The following is a 16,237-nucleotide window of genomic DNA, read 5'->3' on the forward strand; positions in this document are numbered from 1 at the left end:
ATAGAAGACGATGTGTCCTCTCTATTGACAACAGGGTGCCATTGTAACATCTATAACAAGGGAGACAAAAGGGGGATAGTAAAATTCCTTTTTGCCAATTTATTCTTCGTTTGAATGAGGCTGTAAACAAATAAGGTGTCTTTACATATGTAAAAAATATGTTGCCATTTAAAACATCTGACAATTATAATGTAAAGGTAATAAGTTTACACATGTATTGTATGGGGGTTTACAATGGAAAATACAACAGTTTCGAAACGAAAGCTTTTAACCATTGCCGGAACAGGATGGATGTTTGATGCGATGGATGTCGGCATTTTGTCCTTTATTATTGTGGCACTTCAAAAGGATTGGGGACTAACGCCTCAACAGATGGGCTGGATCGGAAGCGTGAATTCAATTGGAATGGCGGTAGGAGCTCTTGTTTTTGGGCTTTTAGCAGATAAAATTGGGCGAAAACACGTGTTTATGATCACCATTTTACTTTTTTCAATTGGAAGTGGGCTCTCCGCTTTCACAACAACGCTCTCATTATTTCTCGTTTTACGGTTCTTAATTGGGATGGGGCTTGGAGGAGAGCTTCCTGTTGCCTCTACGCTCGTATCTGAAAGTGTAGCTGCTCACGAGCGAGGTCGTATTGTCGTACTACTGGAAAGCTTTTGGGCCGGTGGGTGGCTGATTGGAGCACTTATTTCCTTTTTCGTCATTCCATCGTACGGATGGGAAAGTGCGCTATTAATTAGTGCTGTACCTGCTCTTTATTCACTCGTCTTACGCTTTAAGCTGCCAGATTCACCGCGCTTTGAAAAGGTCAAGGCGGTGAAAAAGGTATCCGTTCTTCAAAACATGCGAGCGGTTTTCGCAAAGGGTTACACAAAACGCACGGTTATGCTGTGGATTTTATGGTTTTGCGTCGTATTCTCTTACTACGGCATGTTTTTATGGTTGCCGAGTGTTATGGTGATGAAAGGATTTAGCATGATAAAAAGCTTTGAGTACGTCGTTATTATGACGCTTGCTCAGCTTCCTGGTTATTTCAGCGCGGCGTGGCTAATCGAGCGAATGGGTCGAAAATTTGTACTTGTTACGTATCTTCTCGGTACGGCGCTTAGTGCCTACTTCTTCGGTACCGCAGAGTCGTTAACGCTCTTAATTGTGTGTGGAGCGCTGCTTTCTTTCTTCAATCTCGGGGCTTGGGGCGCGTTATATGCGTATACACCAGAGCAATATCCAACTGAAATTCGAAGCACTGGTGCTGGAATGGCCGCTTCGTTTGGGCGAATTGGAGGAGTTTTAGGTCCCTTACTTATTGGTTCTCTTGTCACAAAGGGAGTGGCAATTCCCACGATCTTTATGATTTTCTGTATCGCGATTGTTGTTGGTGTTCTTTCTGTTATTTTTTTAGGAGAAGAAACGAAACAGCGTCAGCTTGCGTAAGCGAACACACTCGTGTTCGCTTTTCTTTATGGAGTAAAAGGTGTAGGAATGAAACAAAGAGGGTATTACTAACCGAACATATTCTCAGAAACAAATTTCATCATGAATGATACACAGGAGTGACGAGAAGTGAAGGTATGGTTAGGAATTTTACTCGCCGTTATTGTAATCGTTGTATTAATTTTCTTTATTGGCGAAAAGAAAAACGCAAAAGAAGCAGCGAAAAAAGATCGAAAACCTATTGTATTCGTCCATGGATTTCGCGGTCAGGCACGATCGATGGATACGATGATTGAACGATTTGAACAGAAGAAGTGGGGAAGACGAGAAGGGACATGTCGAGTTGATGCACACGGAAACGTGACGTGTGAGAAGCCTATCACTCTAACTGGTAACGGTGCACCGATGATCCAGGTGATTTTTGAGAACAATACAGCAAGTATCAAAGATCAAGGTCTATGGATGAAAGAAGTGCTGAAAAAAGTAAAAGCCACGTACGGGAATGATCACGTGAACGTGATCGCTCATAGTATGGGTGGATTAGCGATGATGAACTATTTAATGAACTACGAAGGTGAGAAAGGGACACCAAAAGTTGATCGTATGGTCACAATGGGATCGCCGATGAAGGGCATTGAGATGAGCCGTTTAATTGAGCAATACCCAAAAGCAGCTGAGAAGAAATATTCAGAAGCGGCCGTTGATCTTCAGACAGGTTCACCTGCACTTGAACATATGTACAAAGATCCCTCAGTATTCAACAAGATCTCGACGAAAATGTTAGCCATTGCAGGAAACGTGGTCGATGAGAAGCCAAAAGAACCGGGTTCACCTCTTAACGATCATCTAGGTGATGGAACGGTTTCTGTTGCGAGCGCGTGGTACTTGAAGAAATATATCCCGAATTTAGAGCTCAAATGGTTTGCGGTTAATCATTTTAATCTTCATGAAAGTCCAGCTGTTGATGCCGCCGCTTACCAATTTCTAACGGATAAAAAATAACGTTGCCACACGGCAACGTTATTTTTGTGGTGTTATAATAGATCATATTCCGAACAAAAGGAGAGAGGTCTATGCTATATCTAGTAAGGCACGGGGAAACAGATTGGAACAAGCAAAAGTTATTACAAGGGCACACAAATATACCGTTAAATGAACAAGGAAAGCGCCAAGCGAAACAGCTCGCGGAGAAATTCAAGGATATTGAAGTTGACCGAATTTACGCAAGTGATTTGGAGCGCGCACTTGAAACGGCTCGTACAGTTGGAGAGAAAAAAGGGATTACAGACGTTCAGACATTTGAACGTCTTCGTGAGCGCTGCTTTGGTGAAATGGAAGGAATCCAGGTAGTAAAACTAGATGAGCTGCTCCCAAACTGCTGGACGAACTGGGGCGAGGAGTCTGTGCATGGCATTGAACCACTAGAGGAGATGCAAAGCCGCATGGCGGAACAGCTCAAGGAAATCATGGAAGAAGCAAAAGAAGAGGATGTGTTAGTCGTAAGCCACGGAGCAGCGATTAATAGCTTTATTCACTTTGTCACAAAAGGTGAAAGCGGCACGGGGATATTGCGGTTAAAAAATACGGCGGTTACAAGCTTTACGTATAAAGAGGGAGAGTGGGAAATGGTTACGTGCAACGACGATTCTCACTTGGAAATTCCAGTTTCGTAAAAAAGTTTCTATTTTTATGAACGCCTATAGTCATAAGGATGGTACCGATTTCATATTATCAGAATAAAACAAGTTGTTTGAAAGGCTGTTGACAACACTGTAACAAAGGTGTAAATTAATAAATATCTTAACAAACAACAAATTTCGACAAACTTCTTATCCAGAGAGACTGAGGGAACTGGTCCTATGACGTCTCGGCAACGGACTCCAATGAGCACCGTGCCACTTCCAACAAGCGTTTGCGCTTGATAGATGAGAAGAGGTAGCATCCCACTATTTTGTGATCCCAACCTCTTCTTGCGATCTATTAGCCATCGCAAGTGGGGGTTTTTTATATGAAAATGGAGAAATAATTTTGACATAAATGAACCATAAATCACCAAAAGCACCTCATTCCACTCGATGGATGAGGTGCTTTTTAGTATAAATTTCTAGCGCCTTGGCTTGCAGGAAATGTTCCTTGCTTACGATTAGTCTGTACTTCTGTTCAACTGCTCTGCGAGTGTTAATAAATTATTTGTTGTCGCCGCTACTTCTTCGATGGATGTGACGATCGTATCAAGGTCACGACGATTTGCTTCAAACATCGTCATGTAGTTCTCGGTTTCAAAGCTTGTCGCATCTAGCCCCGCCTTTACTTCATCAACGACACTAAAGGTTTGCTTTGTTGTGCCGATCATGGTGTTAAGTTTTGTTACAATTTCTTCCATGCTAGAGGACGTTGCGCCAACGAGTTCGTTAATCATATTGTTCGTTTCCTTCGTTTGTTCGGCAAGCTTTCGTACCTCATCTGCAACAACTGAGAACCCACGTCCGTGCTCGCCTGCTCTTGCGGCTTCAATAGAAGCATTTAGTGCGAGAAGATTCGTTTGATTGGCAATCGTTTCGATATCTTTGGACATGTCCATAACCTTCGATAAAATGGTTGCGAGATCATTCACTTGTTTGGAGAGGCTTGTCACATCTCCTTGTAAATTCGTCATTTTTGAACCGGCACTGATGATTTTTTCTAAGCTGTGCTTTGTTAAGTGGTGAAGATTTTGGCTACTTTTCATCGTGATTTCTAAATCTTTCATGACTTTATGCGCCCGTTCATTGGTATGTAGAGTTGAATGCTCGGTTTGCTGAGCGGATGCAGCTAAACGCTCGCTAACTTCCTGAAGCTCACGCTGAACCGCACTTTGTTCTTCATAGAGCTGTTCAATACGTTGAATACGGGATGCTAAGTATTCCTTTGATACGAGCTGTGCGTCAAAATTAGTAAGTCCTGTAATGGCTAGTAAGTAACGTGTGAGCTTTTCCGGCTCCTGGTGGTATGTTTGAACGAGAACTGGAATAAGATGCGTGTATACGAGCTGATAGGTCGCTAAAAACCAGTCAATCGGCAAGGTTGTGCCGTTATGAGTTTGACCAATTCGCTGTCTCGAACGAATGTATTCGTCATTAATAGTTCCTTGAAATAAGGTATCAAAATATTGAATAAAAACAGCCATGAGGCGTTCTTTAGATGAATGATCTTCTGCAATTTTTTTCATGCGTGGATATTGATACAATGTCTCAAGCATTGCCTCAACAACCTCTTTCGCCTTTGACATAATGATTGGGTGCAGTTCCCGAAGTGCTTCGATATGAGATTGATCTAATTTCATAAAACGCAACAGACCTTCAAGAGCGGGATTTTCTAGTGCAATCGGTTGAGCAATCTTTTCTTGTTGTACGTAAATGGGAGCAGACGCTTTCCGTTTTTTAAAAGGTGAGCCTAACTTCATATTTTTTCCACTACCTTCTTTATTTAGTTTAATTTTCCTGCTATTCTAATTGTAATATAATTGATTACTCCTTTTGGAGCAATCGTAAATACTTTTTAAGTTGTTTATTGACTTATTATGTAAAATAAATAGGTCTTTTGGTGTTGTTTCGGGTTTGTGGACATTGGGAGGAAAAGGGAAATGAAGATGAGTTTTTCAAAATGGATTGCCGTTTTACTTTTATTTTTCGTTCTGTTGCCATTTGTATGGTGGCAGCTACAGGCAAAAAAACCATTAAACGTGATGCTAATTGACAAAACGGTGCCGACGACATCGTATCGTGAACATAAAGGATTAACGTGGTTATTTAACTACGAAAAATATGTGAAAGATAATGGTCAATTTTATAACCCTAAAAAAGACTACGAGGGAATTAAGCCGACGGGTTCGAATTTTCAGGAGGATGATCTTGTCAGTGGGCTGAAAAAGAAGCGTGATTTAATCTACCTTGCCGATACGTACGGTGTGTATCAAGCTGATTTGCCTCATACCAAGCACGATGGACGTAAATCAGAGCAGCTTTATGGTGGCTTAACGGCAGAGGAGGCAGAGGCTATCTCCCGCCATTTGTTTGAAAAAGGTGGAACGTTTATTTCGGAGTTTAACTCCTTTGCAAGTCCAACGAGACCGGACGTTCGTGAGCAAATGTATGATTTGCTTAACTTAAAATGGTCTGGCTGGACCGGACGTTATTTCAAAGATTTAAGCAATGATGAAGTACCTGTTTGGATGAGAGAAAACTACGAAAAGCAAACAAATAAGAAATGGGCGTTTACAGGTGTAGGTATTGTTCTTGTAAATGCTGAAGAGCGTCTAGTTGTCATTCCAGAGCGCCACTTGAAAGGTGATTTGCTTTTTTCATTCACAAAGGAAGGCGACAAACAACTGGGGCTATCTTCCACGTCTAAATATCGCTATTGGTTTGATATTGTTATTCCACTCGACAAAAAGGAAGTTCTAGCAAACTACCATCTTCAAGTAGACGATGAAACCAAACGTCTATTAAAAAATGAAGGTGTTCCGCTCACATTTCCAGCGGTTGTCCATCATCAAACAAAGCGATTCCAAACGTATTATTTTGCTGGTGATTACGCGGATAACGAAGAAATTCCTAGTTTTTATCAAGCAAAAGGTATCCCTCTGCTAGAAAAGGTCCTTTCCTACGTTCGCAAAAAAGATAGCAACTTTTATTGGCAGACGTATATTCCTATGACACAGCGTATTCTGAAGGATCTTCCGTATAAAACGGAGAAATCTAGCGTACAAACGACTAAAGTAAAAGATGTTACGATGAACGGTCGTGTGGGAAAAAGCTATTTGCAAATATATAAGGATGGAAAATGGCAGGATCTCTTAATCAAAGGAATTAATTTAGGTCTTGGAAAGCCCGGTTATTACCCAGGAGAAGTAGCGGTTACGAAGGCGGAATACATGCGCTGGTTTAAACAAATGGGCGCCATGAATGCAAATACGCTACGAATCTATACGCTCCATCCTCCGAGTTTTTATCAAGCGCTTGCCGAGTATAATGCGACGGCTAAAAAGCCTCTTTATCTGTTTCAAGGTGTTTGGGTAGACGAAGAACCGTTTGTAAAGTCTCAAAATGCTTTTAAACCCGAAGTATCAGATGTGTTTGAAAAAGAGATTAAACGAATGGTTGACGTAGTGCATGGCAATGCGACCGTAACACCTGTAAAGGGGCATGCAAGCGGAACGTACCAAGCCGACGTCTCAAAATATTTGCTTGGTTGGATCATTGGAATTGAATGGGACCCTTATGTGGTAGAAAATACTGACAAGGCAAACAAGGGACTAAGTGATTTTGAAGGGAAATATGTCTATACAAGACAAGCGAGTCCATTTGAGCATTGGGTTGCAAGTCATTTAAATACGCTAGCAGTCTATGAAGATACGAAATACAAATGGCAGAGACCGATCAGCTTTGTTGATTGGCCAACCACAGACTTATTAAAGCACCCGTTTGAGCCATCAAACAAAGAAGACAGGGTGTCAGTGGATCCTAACCATATTTATACGAATAAAAGTTTTTACCCTGGAATGTTTGCTTCCTATCACTTTTACCCGTATTATCCAGACTTTATGAACTACGAACCAAAGTACGTAAACTACAAAGATCATGAAGGAAATAAAAACAACTATGCGGGCTATTTAAACGACATGAAGGCAGCTCATCGTATGCCGATTGTTGTAGCTGAATTCGGTGTTCCGGGTTCGCGTGGAATGACGCATCGAAACGTAAATGGGATGGATCAGGGCATGCATTCTGAGCAAGAGCAGGGAACCATTAACACAAAGCTGTTTAAGGACATTGTAAATGAGAAGATGGCTGGCGGCATGGTATTTACATGGCAGGACGAATGGTTCAAGCGCACATGGAATACAATGGATGTTGATGATCCAGATCGACGCCCGTTCTGGTCAAACGTGCAAACAAACGAACAGCACTTTGGTTTAATGAGCTTTGATCCTGGGTTAGAATCGCAGGCCATTTATGTAGACGGAGATTCGTCTGACTGGGAAAAGAGAAAGGATAAAACCGTTTATAACATTCAGCAGCCAGAAAGCCCGCTGAAGGATGTAGCAGTTGCCAGTGACGAGTCGTACTTGTATTTAAAAATGGATTATAAAAAATCTGTTAATAAAAAGCAGCTAAATACGTACGTTGCTTTTGACACGCTAGGTAATCAAGGACAGTCAACTTTACCAAAGGTTCCGTCCTTTAAAACAACAGGAAGTATCGACTTTTTAATGGATTTAAAAGACAGTTCTACTTCACGTATGCTTGTGGATAGTTATTACGATACGTTCTATTTTCAATATGCTCATCAGTTGCATATGATTAAAGAAGTTCCCTATGCTTCCAAAAAGAATAATGGAACGTACCACCCAATTCGTCTTGTTCTAAACCGAAAATTCAACATTAAAGGTCGACAAAAAGTACCGTTTGAGGAGTACGAAACAGGAATCTTGAAGATGGGTAATGGTCATCCAGATGCTAAAAATTACAACTCGTTAACGGACTTTGCGGTGAAAGGAACGGTGGTAGAGGCGCGCATTCCTTGGCAGCTATTAAACGTTAAAGATCCAAGCACACATGAAATTATGGGGGATATGTGGAAAGCAGAGAATGTTTATCTTGGGTTAGAGGAAAAAGCGACGACCAAATCGATTCGCTTTGGGATTGTAAACTACGACCAAAAGGGAAACATGACCTCGACTACGATCGATAAACAAGGGGAAATGTGGAAATATGATTGGAAGCAGTGGGAAGAGCCTTTTTATCACGAACGATTGAAAAAATCGTATGATATTATGAAAAAAGCCTACAACGATATTGGTTTTCCAACAAAATAAAGCAAGGAAAGGCTTCTACGGTAACGCCGCTTTATGCGTCACGCCCATAGAGGTCTTTTTCGCTTGATTTCACTCTAACGTATGAAAAGCATTTCAGTGCAAGGAATTTTCGAAAAAATAATGGAATTTAAGCTGTTTTTCCTATTTTTTTAATGAGGATAAAGGATTTGTAAGAAAAGTCCAAACGGTAGGCGTATAATAAAAGGGACAATTATAGACTGTATAAAAGCTAAGGTGAGATCAATGAGTAATATTCGAACAATTGCAGAGAGGGCCGGCGTATCTGTCACGACGGTTTCTCGTGTATTAAACGATCATCCATATGTAAGCGAAGAAAAGCGACTGGCTGTAAAGCGCGTGATCGACGAGCTTCAATATACAAAAAATATTAACGCGGTTCATTTGGTCAAAGGGCAAACATACATGATTGGCGTGATTCTTCCTTATGTCAATCATCCGTATTACAATCAAATTATCGAGGGGATTGCGAAAGAAGCACTTCTACATGGCTATAAGCTCGTGATTTGCCAAACCAATTATCAAGTCGATAAGGAAAAAGAAGCGCTTGAGATGCTGAAGGTCAAGCAAGTCGATGGTCTCGTTATTTGTTCACGTGAGAGCGACTGGGCAATCATTGAGTCCTACGAGCGATTTGGTCCCATTGTGATGTGTGAAGAAGCAAAAGACCGTCTCGTATCCTCTGTATACATTAACCATTACGACGGATTTAAGCTAGGAATGGAGTATTTTATTTCGAAAGGTCATACCTCGATCGGGTGCTGCCTAGCGCGTCCAAACAGCGAAAATAGCAAGAAAAGAAGAAACGCCTACCAAGACGTTCTTCAACAGGTTGACATAAAGGATCGTGAAGACTGGGTCTTTTACGGGTGTTTGACGATTGAGGACGGAGAAGGAGTAGCGGAAAAGCTGTTTCAAATGGGTGATCGTCCTGAAGCACTACTTGTATCAAGTGATCAAGTTGCGGCAGGAATCATAACGAAAAGCCAACAGCTAGGCATGAATGTTCCGGAGGATTTATCTGTTATTGGTTTTGATAATCATCCGATTTCAAGGGCACTGGGCATTACGACGATTGAGCATCCCGGACTTGAAATGGGGCAAAAAGCATTCACGCAGATTTATAAGCAAATCGTGCAAAAAGAAAGTTCGTCTGACCATGAGCTTTCTTTCCAACTGATCGAGCGTCATAGCGTATGTAACAAAGCCGAGAGAAGCGAATAGCTTTCCTCGGCTTTGTCTAAACGCTATTTTTCCACAAGCTGCTTCCACGTGTTGTAGTAATGAATCCCCATGTTTGAAAATCCAGCGCTGCTTTTAAAACGATTCATGACTTGTTTTGTTTCCGTTTCCATTGTGGAGAGCGGATAGCTTCCGAACGAGAGGCTAGCTTCAATAGCGGGGTTCGTTTCCACTGCAATTTCCACTTTTTTCTTCAGGTGCTCTGCCCATGCAACTTCGGTTTTGGTGATTTGAATAATGCCATCAGGCCCTTCTGCTTTTGAGCGGTAGGCCATAATGGTTGTCCCATCCGTGTATTTTATTACCCATCTAGCAAGAAAATCATTGCCAAACTGATTTTTAAACGGTACCCGATCATACCAAGAGGGAATATCAACGGTAAACGGTACGTTCATGCTTTTTGATAAAAAGGCAATGTATTGAATCGCCGTTTGGTAATCGGCGACGCTTTTGGCCACATCGTTTTCCCATTCAGGAAGCGTGTATGGTTCGATATCTAAGTGAACACCTTTAAAACGTTCGGTCAAACCGGCACTTTGCTGATAGTCTTGGAGCCAAATAAAGAAAGAGTCAATTCTGTCCCGGTCATGAGCCCATTGAGGAGCGCCGTCTAAGGCATATACCTGAATTCCTGTTTTCGCAGCTTTGCTTAAAAATGACATATAAATTGAATAAGGAACGTCTTGGTCAATTTGTAAGTACAAGCGTGTTACGCGTTGTTTAACGAGGAAGTTCATTACGGTGTCAGGATTTTTCACAATCTCTTGTGTATCCCATAGCCACGTCGAACGCTCATTTGGTGATCCGACAGCCTCTGAATGAATGCTACCGATTAGCATAAATATAAGAATCAGACACCCGATGATGCGCTTCATGATTGCTTGTCCCATCCTCTCAAGTGAAAATTTGTAGAATGTTACACCACTCTACATCATTAGTATACAAAGAAGAAAAGCAAATGGTTCAGGGGTAAATGAACTGCTTTTTAAAAAAAGATCACTTATCTTTGTTATCAGCAGGACAGCATTCAATGTTCAATAAACCGGATTTTTTAAAAGGTAAAAAAACAATGTGAGGTTTTCTAACAAAAAAGTAGCACGGATGTCAGAACAACTGTATGATGAACTCAAGATCACATTATTCTCCTGCGATTTCGTATAACCTCAATAATATGGTCGCACGGATCTGAGAAGATCCAACTCTTTGCCTAGCATCGTTTTGCTAGGTCTTTTTTTATGAAAAAAAAACGATATGTCTCATGGACACATCGTTAACGATCGCGAAAATAAGGGCGTTTGAACAACCACTTCAGAGTGGGGGGGACGATTAACAAAATAAATAAAATGCGAAAGAGCTGATACCCTGTTAGCACGGAAAGAGAAGCGCCAACGTCCCGACCGACTACAGCCATTTCCGCCATCCCACCAGGTGAGGTGCTCAAAAACGCTGTTACGAATGAAACGTGATGGAAGTGCACAAGCGCAAAGCCGAACCCTACTGAACATGCGATCAGAATAAGCGTTGTCATAATCGTAGAGGTCGTAAGCGTAAGCTTTTTATCCAATTGCTCTGGTTTAAGCATCAATCCTAAATATGCCCCCATAAAAATCTGAGCAATCTCGATGAGTCCGTTCGGTGGAGGCGGAGCATGAACACCTGTTAGCATAATAATTGCTGTTAGGATAATGGGAACAAGCAGGTAAGGCGTTGGAAATTTTAATTTCTTTCCGATTATGCTAGCACCGTAGGCGACTAAGAGAAGGAGTACGAGCAGCCAGCTAGAAGACCACGTAAAAGATTCAACGTTTGCAGCGGTATGCTCCACGGGCCCCTTTGTTTCAAATAATGAGCTTGAGGCGAGAAACGGAACGACAAAAACAACACCCATCAACCGAAAGACTTGAATAAAGGTGACCACGGTAAGGTCAACGCCTTTCATTTCTTCGCCTAACGTAACCATCTGCGATAAGCCACCAGGAACGCTTCCTGTGATCGTCGTTTTCAGATTAATCCCTGTAATTTTGGAAATGATAACAGCAAGCATGCAACTAGCTAAAATAATGGAGACGGTCATGACCAGCATAGAAGGAAGCTGTGTAAGCATTTCAGTTAGCGTATCCTTTGTGAACGAACGCCCGATCATGTAGCCAATGACGACTAATCCGATATTTCGTAACAGGCTCGGCCAGTAAAAAGATAGCGGTGTGAGCTTTGAGACAATGAGGACAGCAAGCATCGAACCGAGTAACCAAGGAAGCGGGGAGTGAATGAGATTAAAAACAATTCCTCCCAATAAGGCCGTCATAAAAGTTATAAGCATGCTAGTAAAACGATTTTTATACATAAAATCCCTTCTAACGTTTGAGAATTGTAAACAATATTTGCAATAAAAAAACATTTTAAATGTAAGCCTTTTCGCTGTGAAATCTCTTTGCGCATTCGAACTTTTATTACTATAATAATACAAAATGATTATACACTTATTTGTCAAGGAAAACAGATTACGGTACGTCCAAGAGAGGGCGTTTTTTCGTTTTAGCATGTTCATTCTAGCTACAAATATGTGGTCCGTTAGGCTCGGTTTCGGGCATTTCTATATGAGTCGTTACTACTTTATTAAAGGGAGGACAATGTTTTGAGCGGTGGAACATCTCAAGGAAAACTAGATCGTTTTTTTAAGCTTTCAGAGCGAAAAACGAACACGAAAACAGAAATCTTAGCAGGCATTACAACGTTCATGACAATCAGCTATGTCATTATCGTAAACCCCTTGATTTTATCTGATGCGGGTATACCAAAAGAAGCAGCGCTTGCAGCAACGATTTATGCGATTTTGTTCAGTACGTTAATTATGGCACTTTGGGCAAACTTCCCCATTGTAACCGGTCCTGGTATGGGACTTAATGCGTTTTTTACGTATTCCGTCGTTTTAGGACAAGGCCTTTCATGGCAAACAGCACTTGGAGCTGTGTTTATATCAGGAATTGTGTTTTTCCTGCTAACCGTTACAGGAATTCGAAGTAAGATTATTGACGCCATTCCAAACGTGTTAAAATCATCGATTGCGGTGGGAATTGGCTTTTTCGTTGCGTTTATTGGCTTAAAAAATGCGGAAATCATTATTCCGAATGAATCTTCATTTGTCGGGATCGGAAACCTTGCACATAAAGGACCTCTTTTAGCACTGTTTGGGTTAATTCTTGGAGCCGTGTTAATGGCGCGACGTGTAAAAGGTGCGCTCATTATTAGCATTATCGCTACGACAGTTTTAGCGATGATTATAGGCTTTCAACATGTCCCGAAGCAGACGAGTGATGTATTCTCACTTCATCTTCCAAGCATGTCTGCAACGTTCATGCAAATGGACTTAAAAGGCGCGTTCGCATACGGGATCTTTTCGGTTGTGTTCTCATTTACGATTGTCGAACTGTTTGATACGTTAGCAACGCTGATTGGATTATCGAAAAAAGCCAATCTAGTGGATCGAAATGGAAAGATTCCTAATTTAAATCGTGCACTTGCAGCAGATTCAATTGGGACAATGGCAAGTGCTATCTTTGGAAGCACAGCGCTGAATACGTATATTGAAAATGCAACAGGCATTGCAGAAGGAGGGCGCACAGGTCTTAAAGGACTGACGGTTGCGATTCTTTTCTTCTTTACCCTTTTCTTTGCGCCACTTATTCAATTTATTCCGGATGTCGCAACAGCACCGGCACTCATTATTATTGGATCTCTAATGCTTAGTGATATTCGAAACATTAACTTCGATGACTTTACAGAGTTTGTTCCGGCATTTTTAACGGTACTGCTAATGCCACTAACGTTCAGCATTGCGGAAGGACTGGCTTTTGGATTTATCTCTTATACTCTTCTAAAAGTGTTAACAGGTCGCTATCGTGAAGTACACTGGATGATGTATATCATCAGCGTTGCGTTTATCATTAATTTTTATATGATGAGTCATTAAATCTTTTTCATAAAAAGAAACCCGCTATTTTTACGAGAAATAGCGGGTTTCTTTTATGTTTGGAAACACTAATGTGGAAGAGGTCTTCTGAGCGAAAAGAAAGAAAAAAAGGTAAATGGGAAAAATAGACTGGGTCAATTTGTTTTCAGTATGTTAAGATAGTTTACATGTTAGGTTTTGTAACATGAAAAAGAGGTATCTTTTCATCAGTACAGTCAGCCACGAAAGGAAGGTAGAAGGATGGAAAAATCGACTTTTCACTTGTATCCACTCGGTGATGCGGCGATTGTGGTTCAGTTTGGGGATCGTATTGACCGTGATATACACCGAAAAATCAAAACATTCGTTCATTATCTAGAGAAAGCTCCTATAAAAGCACTCGTTGAGTATGTTCCAGCTTTTACGACTGTAACCATTTATTATGACCCTCTTCAACTTCAATTTTCTCCGTATGACCAGATCAAAGATGAATTGACGCGTATATTACTCGCGCTTGATGTAGAGGAAGAAGCTCCTTCACGAACGGTTCAAATTCCTGTTTGTTATGAAGGTGAGTTTTCACCTGATTTAGCAGAGGTTGCAGGACATAATGGACTCTCACAGCAGGAAGTCATTGATTTACATACAAGCGGTGAATACTTGGTGTACATGCTTGGGTTTGCACCTGGTTTTCCGTATCTTGGAGGCCTGTCAGAACGACTTGCTACGCCAAGAAAGGCATCACCGCGCTCTGCTATTCCAGCAGGATCCGTTGGAATAGCAGGAAATCAAACGGGCGTTTATCCGTTTGAAAGTCCAGGAGGTTGGCAAATTATTGGCCGCACACCGCTTGCGCTTTTTCAACCTCATGAAGACACTCCGACGCTTTTACAGGCAGGAGATATTATTCAATTTACGGCGATTTCAAAAAAAGAATACGATGAATGGAGCGTGAGCATATGAGAATGAAAATGGTTCGTCCAGGGCTGCTCACGACGGTTCAAGACACGGGTAGAATAGGCTATCAACAGTATGGCATTACCACAAGCGGTCCAATGGATCAGCTTGCTCTACGCGTCGCAAACTTACTAGCAGGAAATGAGGAAAACGCAGGAGCCCTTGAAATTACGCTCATGGGACCGAAAATCTCCTTTTTAGAAGATACGCTTATTGCGCTTACTGGTGCTGATTTGTCACCCGTTATCGACGGCAAAGAAGTTGGCATGTGGCGTCCTGTTCTCGTGAAAGCGGGAAGCTTGCTGCAGTTTGGTATTCCAAAGAGCGGTTGTAGGGCGTATCTCGCAATTGGGGGAGGCATTCAAACAGAGCCTGTGATGAACAGTCGTTCGACGTACGTTCGTGCAGGAATCGGTGGCGTTAACGGACGAGCGCTTCAAGCAGGTGATGAGCTAACGTGCGGTTCTCCGAGTGATAAGAGTCAGCATCTGCTTTCAAAACTTCAGAAAAAGGAAGGGGAAGCGTTTGTTGCTGCATCTTGGACGTTGAGCTCTGAACTACTTCCAACTTACAAAGATGAGCCATCTATTCAAGTTGTGGAGGGGCCTGAATATGCGTATTTTACAGAAGAAAGTCAGCAACAGTTAACGAAGGACTCGTTCCAAGTTACGCCTCAATCTGATCGAATGGGATACCGTCTAAAGGGAACTGAGCTTAAGCTACGTGAGAATCTAGAGCTTGTCTCAAGCGCAGTTACGTTCGGAACCGTTCAAGTACCACCTGATGGAAATCCCATTGTTCTTGTTGCGGATCACCAGACGACGGGAGGGTATCCGCGAATTGCCCAAGTGGCAAGCGTTGATTTCTCAAAGCTCGCACAAGTGGCACCAGGAAAATCAATGCGCTTTACGTACATCTCGTTAGAGGAAGCCCAAAAAGCCTATATTCAACGGGAAACAACGATTTCGACGATCAAAAAAGCACTTCAATTTCAATTTAATTAGGGGGAATGGCAGTGAAGGTAGATCTAAATTGTGATTTAGGGGAAAGCTTTGGCGCATATCAAATCGGCAATGATCAAGAGATATTGAACTATGTGACATCCGCTAATATTGCCTGTGGCTTTCACGCAGGTGATCCCTCTGTTATGCGTAAAACGGTGAAATTCGCTTTAGCGAAAAACGTGGCAATTGGCGCACATCCAGGTCTTCCAGATTTGGCAGGGTTTGGACGACGGAACATGGTGATTTCTAGTGATGAAGCCTATGATATGGTACTTTATCAGCTCGGAGCCTTAAATGCATTTGTCCAGGCGGAAGGTGGAAGATTGAATCATGTGAAGCCACACGGTGCGCTTTATAACATGGCTGCGAAAGATCCTGTCTTAGCGACTGCGATCGCAAAAGCAATTGCGAAGTTTGATGGTGAACTTTATTTATACGGACTAGCCGGAAGCGAATTAATTAAGGCTGGTGAAAGAGCAGGGCTTCGTGTTCGTCATGAAGTGTTTGCGGACCGAACATATCAAGAGGATGGCACGTTAACACCGAGATCCATGGCCAATGCGTTAATTACAGATGCGGGCGATGCGATTGCCCAAGTTGTTCGAATGATCAAGCAAGGGGAAGTTCACACCATTCAGGGCCAGTCGATTTCGATTCAAGCAGACACGGTATGCATCCACGGTGACGGTGAGCATGCGCTTCAGTTTGCACAGCATATCGGAAACGTTTTACAGAAAGAAGGAATTCATATTACATCATCGACATAAAAGGAGA

12 protein-coding genes, 1 pseudogene and 1 riboswitch are annotated in these 16,237 nt (G+C 41.9%); of the genes and pseudogenes, 9 read left to right on the forward strand and 4 right to left on the reverse strand.

The features are described from left to right. Positions 1 to 234 precede the first annotated feature (234 nt). The 3 genes from AMD01_RS01060 to AMD01_RS01070 all read left to right on the forward strand — a co-directional run bounded on the left by AMD01_RS01060 (position 235) and on the right by AMD01_RS01070 (position 3,110). Entirely contained in the window at positions 235 to 1,437 is a 1,203-nt protein-coding gene (locus AMD01_RS01060; RefSeq protein WP_053399532.1) for an MFS transporter, read from the forward strand. Positions 1,438 to 1,566: 129 nt separating this feature from the next. Beyond that, the gene (locus AMD01_RS01065; protein ID WP_053399533.1) at positions 1,567 to 2,439 is read left to right on the forward strand and encodes an alpha/beta fold hydrolase; all 873 of its coding nucleotides are present in this window, start codon (positions 1,567 to 1,569) and stop codon (positions 2,437 to 2,439) included. Positions 2,440 to 2,510: 71 nt separating this feature from the next. Then, positions 2,511 to 3,110 carry a histidine phosphatase family protein gene (locus AMD01_RS01070; RefSeq protein WP_053399534.1) on the forward strand — a complete coding sequence of 200 codons (600 nt, stop codon included), beginning with the start codon at positions 2,511 to 2,513 and terminating at the stop codon, positions 3,108 to 3,110. A gap of 153 nt (positions 3,111 to 3,263) precedes the next feature. Then, positions 3,264 to 3,369: riboswitch (SAM riboswitch) on the forward strand. Positions 3,370 to 3,580: 211 nt separating this feature from the next. Here the strand turns inward: AMD01_RS01070 and AMD01_RS24615 are convergent. Both AMD01_RS24615 and AMD01_RS24620 read right to left on the reverse strand, forming a co-directional pair. Next, on the reverse strand, positions 3,581 to 4,186 hold the full coding sequence (locus tag AMD01_RS24615) for a methyl-accepting chemotaxis protein (protein ID WP_342666961.1): 606 nt from the start codon (positions 4,184 to 4,186) through the stop codon (positions 3,581 to 3,583). A 156-nt stretch (positions 4,187 to 4,342) separates the two neighbouring features. After that, positions 4,343 to 4,879: pseudogene (locus AMD01_RS24620) on the reverse strand (protoglobin domain-containing protein); the annotation flags it as partial. Between the two features lie 180 nt (positions 4,880 to 5,059). Here AMD01_RS24620 and AMD01_RS01080 point away from each other — a divergent pair. Both AMD01_RS01080 and AMD01_RS01085 read left to right on the forward strand, forming a co-directional pair. Further along, positions 5,060 to 8,293: a hypothetical protein gene (locus AMD01_RS01080; protein ID WP_083446365.1), complete on the forward strand. Its 3,234-nt coding sequence runs from the start codon at positions 5,060 to 5,062 to the stop codon at positions 8,291 to 8,293. Between the two features lie 243 nt (positions 8,294 to 8,536). Beyond that, positions 8,537 to 9,535 (forward strand): LacI family DNA-binding transcriptional regulator, encoded by a 999-nt coding sequence (locus AMD01_RS01085; protein ID WP_053399536.1) that lies wholly within the window; start codon positions 8,537 to 8,539, stop codon positions 9,533 to 9,535. Positions 9,536 to 9,558: 23 nt separating this feature from the next. Here AMD01_RS01085 and AMD01_RS01090 read toward each other — a convergent pair whose 3' ends face one another. Then, positions 9,559 to 10,443: a hypothetical protein gene (locus tag AMD01_RS01090; RefSeq protein ID WP_053399537.1), complete on the reverse strand. Its 885-nt coding sequence runs from the start codon at positions 10,441 to 10,443 to the stop codon at positions 9,559 to 9,561. 380 nt (positions 10,444 to 10,823) lie between these two features. Next, on the reverse strand, positions 10,824 to 11,858 hold the full coding sequence (locus AMD01_RS01095; protein WP_169775915.1) for an AbrB family transcriptional regulator: 1,035 nt from the start codon (positions 11,856 to 11,858) through the stop codon (positions 10,824 to 10,826). A 330-nt stretch (positions 11,859 to 12,188) separates the two neighbouring features. Between AMD01_RS01095 and AMD01_RS01100 the strand changes: the two genes are divergently transcribed. The 4 genes from AMD01_RS01100 (at position 12,189) to AMD01_RS01115 (ending at position 16,230) form a co-directional block, all read left to right on the forward strand. Next, entirely contained in the window at positions 12,189 to 13,523 is a 1,335-nt protein-coding gene (locus AMD01_RS01100; protein ID WP_053399539.1) for an NCS2 family permease, read from the forward strand. A gap of 240 nt (positions 13,524 to 13,763) precedes the next feature. Next, a complete protein-coding gene (gene pxpB / locus AMD01_RS01105; RefSeq protein ID WP_053399540.1) occupies positions 13,764 to 14,465 on the forward strand; it encodes a 5-oxoprolinase subunit PxpB in 702 nt (233 codons plus the stop codon). Continuing rightward, positions 14,462 to 15,463 (forward strand): 5-oxoprolinase subunit C family protein, encoded by a 1,002-nt coding sequence (locus AMD01_RS01110; RefSeq protein WP_053399541.1) that lies wholly within the window; start codon positions 14,462 to 14,464, stop codon positions 15,461 to 15,463. Before pxpB ends, AMD01_RS01110 begins: the two co-directional genes overlap by 4 nt. 5 nt (positions 15,464 to 15,468) lie before the next feature. Continuing rightward, entirely contained in the window at positions 15,469 to 16,230 is a 762-nt protein-coding gene (locus tag AMD01_RS01115) for a LamB/YcsF family protein (protein ID WP_053399542.1), read from the forward strand. Positions 16,231 to 16,237 lie beyond the last annotated feature (7 nt).

The organism is Priestia koreensis, assembly GCF_001274935.1.
Taxonomy (GTDB): Bacteria; Bacillota; Bacilli; order Bacillales; family Bacillaceae_H; genus Bacillus_AG; species Bacillus_AG koreensis.

Coding starts and splice junctions, on each gene's coding strand:
- AMD01_RS01060 (WP_053399532.1), top strand. CDS start 235: ATGGAAAATACAACAGTTTCGAAACGAAAGCTTTTAACCATTGCCGGA.
- AMD01_RS01095 (WP_169775915.1), bottom strand. CDS start 11,858: ATGACGGCCTTATTGGGAGGAATTGTTTTTAATCTCATTCACTCCCCG.
- AMD01_RS01115 (WP_053399542.1), top strand. CDS start 15,469: ATGGCAGTGAAGGTAGATCTAAATTGTGATTTAGGGGAAAGCTTTGGC.
- AMD01_RS01070 (WP_053399534.1), top strand. CDS start 2,511: ATGCTATATCTAGTAAGGCACGGGGAAACAGATTGGAACAAGCAAAAG.
- AMD01_RS01110 (WP_053399541.1), top strand. CDS start 14,462: ATGAGAATGAAAATGGTTCGTCCAGGGCTGCTCACGACGGTTCAAGAC.
- pxpB (WP_053399540.1), top strand. CDS start 13,764: ATGGAAAAATCGACTTTTCACTTGTATCCACTCGGTGATGCGGCGATT.
- AMD01_RS24615 (WP_342666961.1), bottom strand. CDS start 4,186: ATGAAAGATTTAGAAATCACGATGAAAAGTAGCCAAAATCTTCACCAC.
- AMD01_RS01080 (WP_083446365.1), top strand. CDS start 5,060: ATGAAGATGAGTTTTTCAAAATGGATTGCCGTTTTACTTTTATTTTTC.
- AMD01_RS01085 (WP_053399536.1), top strand. CDS start 8,537: ATGAGTAATATTCGAACAATTGCAGAGAGGGCCGGCGTATCTGTCACG.
- AMD01_RS01090 (WP_053399537.1), bottom strand. CDS start 10,443: ATGGGACAAGCAATCATGAAGCGCATCATCGGGTGTCTGATTCTTATA.